12 protein-coding genes and 1 pseudogene are annotated in these 12,517 nt (G+C 60.8%); 8 read left to right on the forward strand and 5 right to left on the reverse strand.

What is annotated here, in order from left to right; all coding sequences use genetic code 11:
- The first annotated feature begins 8 nt into the window (after positions 1-8).
- Positions 9-1,220, forward strand: a complete 1,212-nt coding sequence (locus CCX46_RS11365; RefSeq protein WP_127926721.1) for a cytochrome c biogenesis protein DipZ — start codon at positions 9-11, stop codon at positions 1,218-1,220.
- A 17-nt stretch (positions 1,221-1,237) separates the two neighbouring features.
- Here CCX46_RS11365 and CCX46_RS11370 read toward each other — a convergent pair whose 3' ends face one another.
- A complete protein-coding gene (locus CCX46_RS11370; protein ID WP_127926722.1) occupies positions 1,238-1,699 on the reverse strand; it encodes a GNAT family N-acetyltransferase in 462 nt (153 codons plus the stop codon).
- A 225-nt stretch (positions 1,700-1,924) separates the two neighbouring features.
- Between CCX46_RS11370 and CCX46_RS11375 the strand changes: the two genes are divergently transcribed.
- A complete protein-coding gene (locus CCX46_RS11375) occupies positions 1,925-2,197 on the forward strand; it encodes a DUF4242 domain-containing protein (RefSeq protein ID WP_095047497.1) in 273 nt (90 codons plus the stop codon).
- Positions 2,198-2,229: 32 nt separating this feature from the next.
- The gene (locus CCX46_RS11380; protein WP_127926723.1) at positions 2,230-3,042 is read left to right on the forward strand and encodes a class I SAM-dependent methyltransferase; all 813 of its coding nucleotides are present in this window, start codon (positions 2,230-2,232) and stop codon (positions 3,040-3,042) included.
- 124 nt (positions 3,043-3,166) lie between these two features.
- On the opposite strand, the gene pcsA is transcribed toward CCX46_RS11380, so the two are convergent.
- Entirely contained in the window at positions 3,167-3,889 is a 723-nt protein-coding gene (gene pcsA, locus CCX46_RS11385) for a phosphatidylcholine synthase (protein WP_007919592.1), read from the reverse strand.
- A gap of 257 nt (positions 3,890-4,146) precedes the next feature.
- Between pcsA and CCX46_RS11390 the strand changes: the two genes are divergently transcribed.
- From CCX46_RS11390 to ligD, 4 genes are all read left to right on the forward strand, one after another.
- Positions 4,147-4,920, forward strand: coding sequence for a tellurite resistance TerB family protein (locus tag CCX46_RS11390; RefSeq protein ID WP_127926724.1), 774 nt, complete (start codon positions 4,147-4,149; stop codon positions 4,918-4,920).
- Between the two features lie 163 nt (positions 4,921-5,083).
- Complete coding sequence (locus tag CCX46_RS11395) at positions 5,084-6,460, forward strand: iron-containing redox enzyme family protein (protein WP_127926725.1); 1,377 nt, start codon at positions 5,084-5,086, stop codon at positions 6,458-6,460.
- Positions 6,461-6,471: 11 nt separating this feature from the next.
- Positions 6,472-7,425 carry a methyltransferase gene (locus CCX46_RS11400; RefSeq protein ID WP_127926726.1) on the forward strand — a complete coding sequence of 318 codons (954 nt, stop codon included), beginning with the start codon at positions 6,472-6,474 and terminating at the stop codon, positions 7,423-7,425.
- A 17-nt stretch (positions 7,426-7,442) separates the two neighbouring features.
- Positions 7,443-10,034, forward strand: a complete 2,592-nt coding sequence (ligD, locus tag CCX46_RS11405) for a DNA ligase D (RefSeq protein WP_127926727.1) — start codon at positions 7,443-7,445, stop codon at positions 10,032-10,034.
- On the opposite strand, the gene CCX46_RS11410 is transcribed toward ligD, so the two are convergent.
- The 3 genes from CCX46_RS11410 to sodC all read right to left on the reverse strand — a co-directional run bounded on the left by CCX46_RS11410 (position 10,035) and on the right by sodC (position 11,514).
- Positions 10,035-10,436 carry a hypothetical protein gene (locus tag CCX46_RS11410; RefSeq protein ID WP_177413854.1) on the reverse strand — a complete coding sequence of 134 codons (402 nt, stop codon included), beginning with the start codon at positions 10,434-10,436 and terminating at the stop codon, positions 10,035-10,037.
- A gap of 80 nt (positions 10,437-10,516) precedes the next feature.
- Positions 10,517-10,831 (reverse strand): DUF2388 domain-containing protein, encoded by a 315-nt coding sequence (locus CCX46_RS11415; protein ID WP_008082402.1) that lies wholly within the window; start codon positions 10,829-10,831, stop codon positions 10,517-10,519.
- 161 nt (positions 10,832-10,992) lie between these two features.
- A complete protein-coding gene (gene sodC / locus CCX46_RS11420; RefSeq protein ID WP_127926729.1) occupies positions 10,993-11,514 on the reverse strand; it encodes a superoxide dismutase family protein in 522 nt (173 codons plus the stop codon).
- Positions 11,515-11,759: 245 nt separating this feature from the next.
- Here sodC and CCX46_RS31130 point away from each other — a divergent pair.
- Positions 11,760-12,515, forward strand: a pseudogene (locus CCX46_RS31130) (MCP four helix bundle domain-containing protein); the annotation flags it as partial.
- Positions 12,516-12,517: the final 2 nt, after the last annotated feature.

The raw sequence follows: 12,517 nt of genomic DNA on the forward strand, positions 1-12,517 counted from the left end.
GACTCACTATGTACCTCATCGCATTCCTCGGCGGTCTGCTGACCGTGCTCAGCCCCTGCATCCTGCCGGTGGTGCCGTTTCTGTTTGCCGGTGCCCAACGCAGCCGCACCTCGATTCTGCTGACCCTCGGCGGCATGGCACTGACCTTCGCGCTGATTTCCAGCCTGGCGGTGGTCAGCAGCGAATGGGTGATCCAGGCCAGCAACAGCGGGCGTTACGTCGCGTTGATCGTGATGAGTGTGTTCGCCCTGTCGCTGATCTCGGCGCGCGTCGGTGACTGGTTGACGCGACCTTTGGTGATGCTCGGCAACCGCCTCGATCCGGACTCCCGGAAGAAGGCCGGGCCGATGGCTTCGATCATGCTCGGCGTAGCCACGGGGCTGCTGTGGGCACCGTGCGCCGGACCGATTCTCGGCGTGATCCTCACCGGCGCCATGCTGCAAGGGGCGAATGCGCAGACCAGCCTGTTGCTGCTGGCCTACGGTGTCGGCAGTGCATTGTCGCTGGGTACGCTGATCTTCACCGGGCGCGGTTTGGTCAATCGCCTGAAACCGTCGATTCCGTTCACTGGCTGGTTGCGCCGTGGTGCCGGGGTTGCGGTACTGGCGACGGCAGCGGTGATTGCCACCGGCTTCGATAAAACCTTGTTGGCGAAGACCTCCTCTGAAGGCGTCGCCAGTGTCGAAAAAAACGTCTTGGAGAACGTGCCGAAAGTGCTCGACTACTTCATCAGCAAAGTCCGCGCGGACTCGCCGATGGAGCAGGGCAAAGGGCCGATGCCGTCGCTCTCCGGCGCGGTGCAATGGCTGAACTCGCCCGAGCTGAGCGCTGAGTCCCTGCGCGGCAAAGTGGTGCTGGTGGACTTCTGGACCTACGACTGCATCAACTGCCAGCACACCCTGCCGTACGTCAAAGACTGGGCGAAGAAATACGAAAAGGACGGGCTCGTGGTGATCGGCGTCCACACCCCGGAGTACGGTTACGAGCGGATCATCGACAACGTCAGGGATCAGGTGAAAAAACTCGGCATCACCTACCCGGTGGCCATCGACAACAACTACGCGATCTGGCGTAACTTCGACAATCAGTACTGGCCAGCGCACTACCTGATCGACGCCAAGGGGCAGGTGCGTTACAGCCACTTCGGCGAAGGTCGCTACGAAGCGCAGGAGCAGATGATCCAGCAGTTGCTGCAGGAGGCAAAGGCGCCTGCGGCCTGATCAGCAAAACCAATGGCTCAGAGGTCACGCACCATGAGCCATTGTTCGTTGTCCCAGGCGCGAAAACGCTCCAGCACCTGCCAGCCGCGTTTGGCGTAGTAGTCCTGTTTGGTCTGTGTGTGCAGGTAAAGACGCGCAAACCCGCAGTCTTTCGCTTCCTGACAAACCCCCTCAATCAAGCGTTCCGCCAGACCTTGCCCGCGTGCTTCAAGGCTGACGAACACGCAGGCCAGCCAAGGTCCGAGATCGGGGCGCAGGGCGAGGTCATCACGTGCCAGCGCCGCGCCGCCGAGCAGACGCTCACCGTCCATGGCAATCAGACAGGGCCAGTCACCATTGCCTTGGCCCTCGGCAAATTCGCGCTGCCACTCGGCCAGCGGGTGGTCGACGTATTCGTAGGGAAATTGCTGGTGGATCCATTGTGCATAACGGTCGCTGTGGTGCATGTGATGCGCGAGCCAATCGATTTGCAGTGACATCAGTCGAATCCGTTCCAGAAGCGAGAACGCATCAGAAACCAATCCCCCAACCTTGGCAATCCTCAAGGTGTTCCAGACCCTTTACAGATTTCCACCGCTCATCGGCAAACCCCCGGTTTTACCGGGTTGCCAGACGATTGGCAGGGACGCCGCGCGGTCTCGGCGCGATAGTGCGTGAGCAGGGTCACTGCCGGCCTTGCCCCATAACAAGAGCGCGAGGTAGCCATGCCTAAATTCGTGATTGAACGCGAGATTCCAGGGGCTGGGAAGCTGTCGGAAGCAGAACTCAAAGCCGTGTCGAAAACGTCCTGTGATGTATTGCGCGAACTCGGCCCGCAGGTGCAGTGGCTGCAGAGCTATGTCACCGCAGACAAAATCTATTGCGTGTACATCGCGCCGGATGAAGAGCAGGTGCGTGAACACGCCAGGCTTGGAGGATTTCCTGCCAACAGTGTGGCGCGTGTGATGACGGTCATCGATCCGACGACGGCCGAATGATCACCGACCCACCCGCAGCGGAGTTCACGCTTATGAGCACCCCGATTGATCTGACTGCCTTGAAAGAACGCCAGAAAGTCGCCTGGGCCAGTGGCGACTACGCCGTGATTGGCACGACGTTGCAAATCGTCGGCGAAAACCTCGCCGAAGCCTGCGACCTGCGTTGCGACGAGGAGGTGCTGGATGTCGCTGCCGGCAACGGTAATGCAACGCTGGCGGCGGCGCGGCGCGGTTGCCTGGTCACCTCGACCGACTATGTCGCGGCGCTGCTGGAACGGGGGCAGGATCGTGCCCGCGCGGAGCATCTGGACGTGACGTTTCAGGTGGCCGATGCCGAAGCGCTGCCGTTCGCCGACGAGAGCTACGACGCCGTGCTGTCGACCTTTGGCGTGATGTTCGCACCGGATCAGGACCAGGCTGCTGCTGAACTGGGCCGGGTTTGTCGCCGTGGCGGGCGGATCGGTCTGGCCAACTGGACGCCGGAAGGTTTCGTTGGCCAGATGTTCAAGATTCTCGGCCGGCATCTGCCACCGCCTGCCGGTGCTCAGCCGCCGTCGAATTGGGGCTCTGATGCGTGGCTGCACAAGCATTTCGATGACCGCGATTTTCTGCTGCGTGTGACGCGGCGCGAGTTCAATTTTCGCTATCGCTCGGCCGCGCACTTCATCGACATCTTCCGCCATTGGTACGGGCCGGTGCACAAGGCCTTCGCGGCACTGCCGCCGGAGAGCGGGCAGGCGCTGGAAAATGATCTGGCGGATTTGCTCAACCGTTTGAATCGGGCGGGGGAGGAGTCGCTGGTGGTGCCGAGCGAGTATCTGGAGGTGGTAATCACTAAACGCTGAATGAAGATCCCTGTGGGAGTGAGCCTGCTCGCGATAGCGGTCTTTCAGTCAAAAATATTCAGCTGACAGACCGCTATCGCGAGCAGGCTCACTCCTACATTGGATGTGTGTTTGGCTCTGGGGCCTATTTCACCTGCGGCCGATCAAACCACTCCAGCGCCGTGCGCCAGATGCAGATCCCCAGAAAGTACGCCGACATCAGCAACCACAAGCCCATCACCAACGGGTTGATCACCGGGTGGTTGAGCACCAGCGACAAACTGCACAGCAGCCAGATCGCCGTCACCGCAATGTTGATCGGCATGAACCGCCGTACACGGAATGGATGGAGGAACTTCATCCGCGTCACGGTCAGCAACGCCAGGCCGATCACCGTCAGAAAAGTGATCCACGGTCCGGGCCCGATGATGTACAGACACAGCGCGACCACATTCCACGCCGCCGGAAACCCGACAAAGTAGTTGTCCTTGCTCTTCATGTTGACGTTGCAGAAGCAGAACAGCGACGACACCAGAATCAGCGACACGGTCAGCAGCAGGGTGTAGTCGGGCAACGGAATGTAGCGATAGATGAACAGCGCCGGGATGAACACGTATGTCAGGTAATCGATCACCAGATCAAGGATCGAGCCGTCGAAGCTCGGCAGCACCGATTGCACGTTGACCTTGCGCGCCAGTGCGCCGTCGAGGCCGTCGACAATCAGCGCCACGCCCAGCCACATCAGGCAGTGGGTCGGCTGGTTTTCCAACAGGGCGAGGGTGGCCAGAAAAGCGGTGACCACGCCAGTCGCGGTAAAGCCATGGGCGCCCCATGCTTTGAGCCTGGCGATGTGTACGGTCGATATCACGGGGGCGTTCTCCAGAAAGTGATGCAAGCCGGGTATCACCCTCGGTTAGAAGGGCGCCGGCAAACCGGGTTGGGGTTGCAGCTATCGACCGGTCTGGCCGGGATAAGGTTCAGCATCCTTGAATCTTAGCTGGCCGGTGCAAAAATACGCAGGCGAAATCCGCCAGGGTTTTGCGTGTCAGCCAAACGGTGCTGGCGCTCTGGCTTCAGGGGGCTATCGTTGCCAGACGGTCACTGCCCTTGCCTGAGGATGACGTCATGAACACCAGCGATTTGCTTGAACAACTGCTGCGAGGCCAAGCCTCGGCGGGACAACAATCTTCAGCCTCCGCCGGTGCTGGTTTGGGTGGCCTCGGTGGCTTGCTGGGTGGTCTGCTCGGTGGCGCGGATTCAACCGGTACACGCGGCGGTGCGCCGGTGGGCGGGTTGGGTGGATTAGGCGGTTTGCTCGGTGGTTTACTCGGCGGCGGTGCCGGTGGTGGCCTGGGCGGCGCGTTGGGTGGGGCGCTGGGTGGCGGGGGCGGTACGCAAAGTCGTTCCGGCGGCAGCAATTATGCGGCGCTGGCCTCGCTGGGAATGATGGCGTTCCAGGCGTATCAGGCCTGGCAACGCAGCCAGGCCAGTTCGGCCCCGCAACAAACGCCGCAAACGGCTAACCTCCTGGCCGGCCCGGAGATTGAAGAGCACGGCCACGCGGTTCTGCGCGCGTTGATCGCGGCAGCCAAGGCTGACGGGCGTATCGATGAATCCGAGAAACACCTGATCAGCAGCGAAATCGGCAAACACACCGACGATCCGCAGTTGCAGCAATGGCTCGATGCCGAAGTCGCCAAGCCGCTGGACCCTGATGACGTGGCGCAGGCGGCCAATGGGGATCCGGCCGTCGCCGCCGAAATGTACCTGGCCAGCGTCATGCTGGTTGATGACCAGCAGGACGCCGAGCGCAGATATCTGGATGAGCTGGCAGCAGCATTGCAGATCGACCCGGATTTGCAGGTGCATCTGGAACGGCAGGCCAAAGGTTCGGCCTGAAGTCACGTTAAATAAATCATTGTCACCGGCAGCTCCGCCAAGGAGCTGCTTCGCCGTCCGTCCGGGCAATTTTCACGTCGATTGAATTTTTCGCAGGCGCTGCCTCTCTGCTGCTGTAGAGGCGTGTGGAACAGCGTCCTGCCAACCGACCGAGAATTTTGCCATGACTGTCCTGACACATCTGCAAGCTGCGCCTGCCCAACCGCATCTTATGAATGCCGCCGGGAACATCCGACAGGTCTATGACGCGTTGTTGCGCGATGACAACTCCCAAGACCTTGCACAGGCTTTTTTACAGGAACAACTGCAACACGCCGCGCAACTCAACGACTCCCTGCCCGAAGATCCCACGACCTGGCACGCCTGGGTGGCCGGGCATTGCGCCGATGTCGCCCGGCAATACGCCGACTATCTGCAACAGCGCAAGGCCGGCGGGCCACGGCAATTTTTCCGTGGCAAGGCGCAGGCGCTGTATTTCCTGCAAGCGGTGGCACCGACCAAACTGGTCGACGGCGCCTGGCTGTCTGGCTTGTTGCCGCGCTGGCAGGATCCGCGTTTCCAAGGCCTGCTACGCACCTTTCTGGAAGAACTGGGCGAGGGCAATCCGGCGCAGAACCACGTGGTGATCTACCGCAAACTGCTCGCCGAGCACGACTTGCAGGACAGCAGCGCGATCGACGATGAACGCTACCTGCAAGGCGCGATACAACTGGCGCTCGGTGTTTGTGGCGCGGATTACTTGCCCGAGGTGATCGGCTACAACCTCGGTTATGAACAACTGCCGTTGCACCTGTTGATCAGCAGCTACGAACTCAGCGAACTGGGCATCGATCCGTACTATTTCACCCTGCATGTGACCATCGACAATGCCAGCACCGGCCATGCGCAGAAAGCCGTGCAGGCGGCGCTCGATCTGCTGCCGCTTGAGGCCGATCGCGGCGAATTTCTGCGTCGGGTGGCGATGGGTTATCGGCTCAACGACTTGGGGCAGGGCAGTCGCGCGATCATTGAAGGTTTCGACCTTGAGCGGGAGTTGCTGGCGATGCTCGAACGCAAGTGTCCGTTCGCCCAGCACATGCATTCCGATTACTGCCGCTTCGAAGGGCAGACCGTCAATCAGTGGCTGGCTGCACCGGAGCAATTACCCGGATTCCTGCAGGCATTGCAGAACAAAGGCTGGATCAAACGCCACGAAGACCCGCAGGCCAGTCGCTTTTGGCAGCTGATTGCAGGCGATGGTGCGGCGATGTTTGGCGTGTTCAATGCCTACGAGAAACAACTGGTGCACGACTGGATTGCTGGTGACTGGACCTCTTCGGATAAAACCAAACCCGCTCGACGGCACAGTCAGACCGCAGCGGCCATCGAAGGGCTTGAACAGGATCCCGACGTACAGGCGCTCAACACCGCGCTGCAAGGTAAGGATGCAATCGCGCAGATGGCGATTCTGGTCCCTTGGCTTGCTCCGGCCCGCCACGCACATCCGGCCGGACTGCTCGCTACCCGCCGTTTTATCGAACTCAAATCCCGCTTGCCTTAAGGACATCACCGATGAATCAGGAAGAACAACTCTGCCCAAACGACCTCGTGCTGCTGCAACTGGGCCGGCGTTTGTTGGCAGACGGCTATCGGTTTATCACCCCGACGCCGTTGACCCATCAGCGGGTCAACCAGCGTGACGAGGGCCAGATGGCCGACTCGTTGCGCGACGTTTTTGGCTGGTCGCGTCCATTCGCGCCGGGGTTGTTGTCCGCCGATGAACAGCGGCAACTGCAGGACGCGCAGGTCATTGATAATTACGAAGGCCACCTGAAGAGTCGCGTGCGCTGGTCGAGTCTGGATGATTTGCTGTTCGTGCATTCGGCGTTCCCTACCGACGCGGCCGACGCGGTATTTTTCGGCCCGGACACGTATCGGTTCGCCCAATTGATTCATGCCCACTTGCAACAGAACTTCGCGCCCATCCATCGCGCGGTGGACATTGGTTGTGGGGCGGGCGTCGGGGCGATTCTGATCGGCCGTGCCCGTCGTGAGGCGCAAGTGCTGGCGCTGGACATCAACCCCGCAGCGCTGCGCCTGACTTCGATCAACGCCACACTGGCGGAGGTCGCCAACGTCGAGGTGCATGCCAGTGATCTGTTGCAGGGGGCCGACGGCGAGTTCGATCTGATCGTCGCCAACCCGCCGTACATGGCCGATCCGGCTGAGCGCGCTTATCGTCACGGGGGCGGGACGCTGGGGGCAGGGTTGTCGCTGCGCATCGTCGAGCAGGCGCTGAACAGGCTGGCGCCGGGTGGCTCGCTACTGCTCTACACCGGTGTGGCGATGGTCGATGGTCGCGATCCGTTTCTCGACACCGTGCTACCGCGACTCGATGAAAAGCGCTTCGGCTGGACGTACCGCGAACTCGATCCGGATGTCTTCGGCGAAGAACTGCTGAACCCCGGCTATCAACGGGTCGACCGCATCGCCGTGGTGGCGCTGACCGTGACCCGAATGGGCTGAAGCAAGGCAGGTGCGCGATGAACAGAAATCTCGACGACTACAACCGCATGCGCGACTTCTCGGCGACGTCGGAACCGGCGGCCGTCAAGCGTTCGGGGCGCAAATCCGCCACGGATCATGCCTTGCAGTTCTGCATCCAGAAGCACGATGCGTCGCACCTGCATTACGACTTTCGCCTGGAACTCGATGGTGCGTTGAAGAGTTGGGCGGTGCCGAAGGGGCCGTCACTCGACCCCAAGGTCAAGCGGCTGGCGGTGCATGTCGAGGATCATCCGCTGGATTACGCAACGTTCGAGGGCAGCATTCCCGAAGGGCATTACGGCGCCGGAGATGTGATTGTCTGGGATCGTGGCGTGTGGATTCCGCTGGAAGATCCGCACAAGGCCTACGAAAAGGGCAAGCTCAAGTTCGAGCTGCAAGGCGAAAAGCTCGGCGGTGTCTGGAACCTGGTGCGCACGCACATGCCGGGCAAGAAAGAGCAGTGGTTTCTGATCAAGCATCAGGACGATGCCGCGCGGCCGCAGGATGATTACGACGTGCTGCTGGCCGAGCCGGACAGTGTGCTGAGCGAACGCACGATCGTCGACAAACCCAAACTGGCCGCCGAGCAAAGCAAACCGCTGAAGAAACCTGCGGCGAAAACCCGCAAGCCCGCGAGCGGCAAGCTCACCGGAGCGCACAAGGCCAGACTGCCGACGCAGCTCAAGCCGGAACTGGCCACCCTGGTCGACAGCGCGCCCGAAGGGCAGTGGAGTTACGAGATCAAATTCGACGGCTATCGGATCATGGCGCGCATTGATCATGATCAGGTGCAGTTGTTTACCCGCAATGGTCATGACTGGACGCACAAGTTGCCGCAACAGGCCGCAGCCCTGGCCTCGCTCGGTCTTGAATCAGCGTGGCTGGACGGTGAAATGGTCGTCGCCAACGAACACGGCGTGCCGGACTTTCAGGCCCTGCAAAATGCTTTCGAGGCCGGGCGCAGCGGCAACATCCTCTACTACCTGTTTGATCTGCCGTATCTCAACGGGGTCGACCTGCGTGAAGTGCCGGTCGAGGAACGTCGCGCCGCATTGGCCACGGTGCTTGGCAGCCATGAGCAACCGTTGTTGCGCTTCTCCGAAGCCTTTGACGAAACGCCGGACGCGCTGCTCAACAGCGCCTGCCAGATGCAGATGGAAGGCCTGATCGGCAAACGTCTCGGCTCGCCGTATGTGTCGCGGCGCAGCAGCGACTGGATCAAGCTCAAGTGCAAGCATCGTCAGGAGTTCGTGATCGTTGGTTACACCGATCCGAAAGGTTCGCGCAGTGCGTTCGGCGCCCTGTTGCTGGGGCTGCATGATCGTGACAGTGGCGAGTTGCGTTACGCCGGCAAGGTCGGCACTGGCTTCAGCGAGTCAACGTTGAAAAGCATCCTCGCCCAACTCAAACCCTTGCAGGTGAAGAAAACCGATGTGGTCAATCCGCCCAGCGGTTTCGAGGTCAAAGGCGTGCACTGGCTCAAGCCAAAGCTGCTGGCGGAGGTTGCGTTTGCCGAAATGACCAAGGACGGCTCGGTGCGCCACGCGGTGTTCCATGGCTTGCGCGATGACAAACCGGCCAAGGGCATCACTGAGGAGCGAGCGAAACCGGTGAAGACTGCAGAGAAGAAAACCGCCGCGAAAAAAACCACGGAAAAAGCCCCGGCGAGCAAAGCCGACACCGCGCCGTCGCAACTCGGACTGGGCACCGGCAAGGTGCGCATCACCCACCCGGATCGTGTGATCGACGCGGTCAGTGGCACCACCAAAATGCAACTGGCCGAGTATTACGCCAGCGTCGCCGAATGGATCCTGCCGCAACTCAAGGATCGCCCGGTGGCACTGGTGCGCGCGCCGGACGGCATCGCTGGTGAATTGTTTTTCCAGAAGAACGCCGAACGCTTGGCAATACCCGGCATCACCACGCTGGACAAAGATCTCACCGGGCAACCGGTGATGCTGATCAACAACGCCGAGGCGCTGATCGGCGCCGTGCAGATGAGCACCGTCGAACTGCACACCTGGAACGCCACCACTGTCGATCTGGACAAGCCTGATCGCTTCGTCCTCGACCTTGACCCGGATCCGGCGCTGCCGTGGAAAAGCATGGTCGAAGCGACGGCACTGACGCTGACTGTGCTTGATGAACTGGGATTGAAAGCGTTCCTGAAAACCAGTGGCGGCAAGGGCATTCATCTGGTGGTGCCATTGACCCGCAAACTCGGCTGGGATGAGGTCAAGGACTTCAGCCATGCCATCGTCAGCCATATGGCCAAGCTGTTGCCGGATCGCTTTTCGGCGGTGTCCGGGCCAAAGAATCGTGTCGGGCGGATCTTCATCGATTACCTGCGCAACGGTCTGGGCGCCACCACCATCTGCGCTTACGCCGCGCGCACCCGCGAAGGTCTGCCGGTGTCGGTGCCGCTGTTTCGCGAGGAAGTTGCCGAGATCAAGGGCGGTAATCAATGGAACGTGCGCAACGTTCATGAGCGTCTGGCGGAGGTCGGCGACGCGCCATGGGCCGAGATGAAGAAAACCCGGCAGAGCATCACCGCCGAGATGCGCAAGCGGGTCGGGCTGAAAAAGTGATCAGGTGTCGCGCAGCAAGTCGTGGGCGTTGAGCAGTTCGAAGGCGATTTCGGGATGGTTTTCCAAGCCGCGACGAATGGCGGCGGGGATGGCCGCGCGCGTCTTGCGGCACAGGCCAGGCAACTCTTCGATCTGAATGGCAATGCCGCGCATGGTGCGCACTTCGTTGAAACCAGGGGCGACTTCGACGCGCAATCCCAGTTGTTCATACATGCGTTGTTTCAGGTGTTCGAGATCGGCGAGGTCTTTGAGTTTTTCCAGCCGCGCCAGCAGGATTTTCTCTTCTTCGCGGGTCAGGCGCAGGATGCGCAAATCCGCGCCGGGTGTCTCCAGCAACGGATCGCGCCCGCAAATGCAGGCGCCGGGCGGGCAGGGTGAGCGCAGAGGCGCAGAAGTCGTCATGGCCTCCATCATAGAGGCCGTCGGACAGTTTTGCCTATGCGCCTTCAGCGGCCGTCCATCGGCTGCTTCATCCGTGACGGCTACTGATTCAGGCCTTCGTAATGCACCAGAATCGCGTTGGCGAGATCTTCATCACTGGCGTTCAGGCCAGGATTGTCTTGGCGAACCTGTTGCAGCACCGACTCAAGATAAACCCCACGAATGGCCCCGCCACTGGCGACAAATGCAGACAAGTCGTCACGGGCCGGAATCACCATTTTGTGATCCTTGAAGGTCGAGTACAGCGACGCGGAGACACCGGCCGAGGTGGCGACATCTCCGGCATCGACTTTGGCCAGAGCGGAACCAACGGGCAGGCATAGGAGTAAAGAAGAAACGAGCACTAACTTGCGCATGACGGTGTTCCTCCACAAGCGCGAAGCAAAAAGGGAAGGACTACATAATGTGAGAGGGGCGCGGCGAGCGGGAGTTCCGTGGGGCTGGAAAGTCTGCGTTATTGCAAAACAGACGCGGGCAACGCGATTACGGGTTGCCCGGCCTTTAAGACTGCGACGGCTCAGATCACCCCGCAGGCCATGCGATCACCGCCACCGCCCAGCGGTTTGGGCATGTCGGCGTGGTTGTCGCCACCGGCGTGGATCATCAGCGCGTGCCCCTTGATCTCGGAGATCTTTTTCAGGCGCGGCGCCAATACCGGGTAGTTGGCGATGCCGTCCGCCGTCACGTAAACCGCCGGCAAGTCGCCCAGATGGCCGTCGGCGTAGGGGCCGAGGTGCTTGCCGGTTTTCTGCGGATCGAAATGCCCGCCAGCGGCGAGTGCGGCGCCTTTCACGCCATCCTTCATACCGGCTTCGCAACTGCCGTTTTCATGGACGTGAAAACCATGGATGCCGGCCGGCAGGGATTTCAGATCCGGGGTAAACAGCAGGCCATACGCGGTTTCACTGATGGTGACCGAGCCGATCGCTTGCGGTGCACCGTCGGCGCTGACCAGATTGATGGCGACTTTTTCCGTCGCCGCCTGTGCGCTGCCGATGGCCAAAGTGCCAAGCAAACCCAACCACAATGCGCGTTTCATAGCGTTTCCTTTTGCTGCATGAGAGTTCGGAACGACGGACTCAATAGCCTGCCGGCATTAACCGGCGATGAAGGCGTTAGCCGTGCGCGTTGAAAATTGAGACTTGTCGCGCAATCCGAAAGTTTTGCGGCATTTGGCCCTCATGCCGACACCTGCTGACACGCTCTGGCACGGCAGACCTGCGCAAATAGGCTTAACTGAAGGTCTGACAGGCGTTTGCGGGCGTGGCCAAGGAGGAAAAACCGGTGTCGATCAAACTGCGTTTAGTGTTGCTGATTGTGACAAGTCTGCTGACGGCCTTGATCGTGAGTCTGGTCAGTTACGTCGGCAACCAGCGGATGGCTTCGGCGGTCAGCGACAACGCGGTCAGCATGAGCGCGCTGCGCAACCACATGGAAGCCGACATGATGCACGACGCCCTGCGCGCCGATGTCTACTCGGCAATGCTTGTGGGACTGAGCAAAAGCACCAGCACGGCGGCCGAGGTGCGCGATTCGATCAACGAACATGCGGGGCATTTTCGTGAGGTGCTCGAGGAGAACCTCAAGCTGCCGATCAACCCGACATTGCGTACCGCACTGGAGCAGATCAGACCGAGCCTCGACACCTACATCAACACCGGCGAGCGGATTGTCAGGCTGGCACTCGACAGTCCCGATGCCGCTCAACAGGAACTGGGCACGTTCAACACGGCGTTCAGTCAGCTCGAAGAGCAGATGGCCGCGCTCAGCGAATTGATTGAAACCAGTACACGGCAGACCAGCGCAGGCACCGAAGCGGCGATCCGCAATGCCAACGTCGCGCTTGGCGTGGTGTTGCTCGCCAGTCTTGTGCTGCTGTTGATTCAGGGGCGCTGGGTGATTCTGAGCATCATGGGACCGTTGAAGACCGCCAGTCGCATCGCCGAAAGCATTGCCCATGGCAATCTCAGTGAGCCGATCGCCGAGCCGTCCGGCAAGGACGAAGCCAGTGTCCTGATCCGCACGCTGGCGACCATGCAGCG

This window comes from Pseudomonas sp. RU47 (genome assembly GCF_004011755.1).
Lineage (GTDB): Bacteria > Pseudomonadota > Gammaproteobacteria > Pseudomonadales > Pseudomonadaceae > Aquipseudomonas.

What these genes read in the sequence shown, in the direction of transcription:
- CCX46_RS11365 (WP_127926721.1), top strand. Translation starts at nt 9, where the DNA reads ATGTACCTCATCGCATTCCTCGGCGGTCTGCTGACCGTGCTCAGCCCC.
- CCX46_RS11370 (WP_127926722.1), bottom strand. Translation starts at nt 1,699, where the DNA reads ATGTCACTGCAAATCGATTGGCTCGCGCATCACATGCACCACAGCGAC.
- CCX46_RS11375 (WP_095047497.1), top strand. Translation starts at nt 1,925, where the DNA reads ATGCCTAAATTCGTGATTGAACGCGAGATTCCAGGGGCTGGGAAGCTG.
- CCX46_RS11380 (WP_127926723.1), top strand. Translation starts at nt 2,230, where the DNA reads ATGAGCACCCCGATTGATCTGACTGCCTTGAAAGAACGCCAGAAAGTC.
- CCX46_RS11390 (WP_127926724.1), top strand. Translation starts at nt 4,147, where the DNA reads ATGAACACCAGCGATTTGCTTGAACAACTGCTGCGAGGCCAAGCCTCG.
- CCX46_RS11395 (WP_127926725.1), top strand. Translation starts at nt 5,084, where the DNA reads ATGACTGTCCTGACACATCTGCAAGCTGCGCCTGCCCAACCGCATCTT.
- CCX46_RS11400 (WP_127926726.1), top strand. Translation starts at nt 6,472, where the DNA reads ATGAATCAGGAAGAACAACTCTGCCCAAACGACCTCGTGCTGCTGCAA.
- ligD (WP_127926727.1), top strand. Translation starts at nt 7,443, where the DNA reads ATGAACAGAAATCTCGACGACTACAACCGCATGCGCGACTTCTCGGCG.
- CCX46_RS11410 (WP_177413854.1), bottom strand. Translation starts at nt 10,436, where the DNA reads ATGACGACTTCTGCGCCTCTGCGCTCACCCTGCCCGCCCGGCGCCTGC.
- CCX46_RS11415 (WP_008082402.1), bottom strand. Translation starts at nt 10,831, where the DNA reads ATGCGCAAGTTAGTGCTCGTTTCTTCTTTACTCCTATGCCTGCCCGTT.
- sodC (WP_127926729.1), bottom strand. Translation starts at nt 11,514, where the DNA reads ATGAAACGCGCATTGTGGTTGGGTTTGCTTGGCACTTTGGCCATCGGC.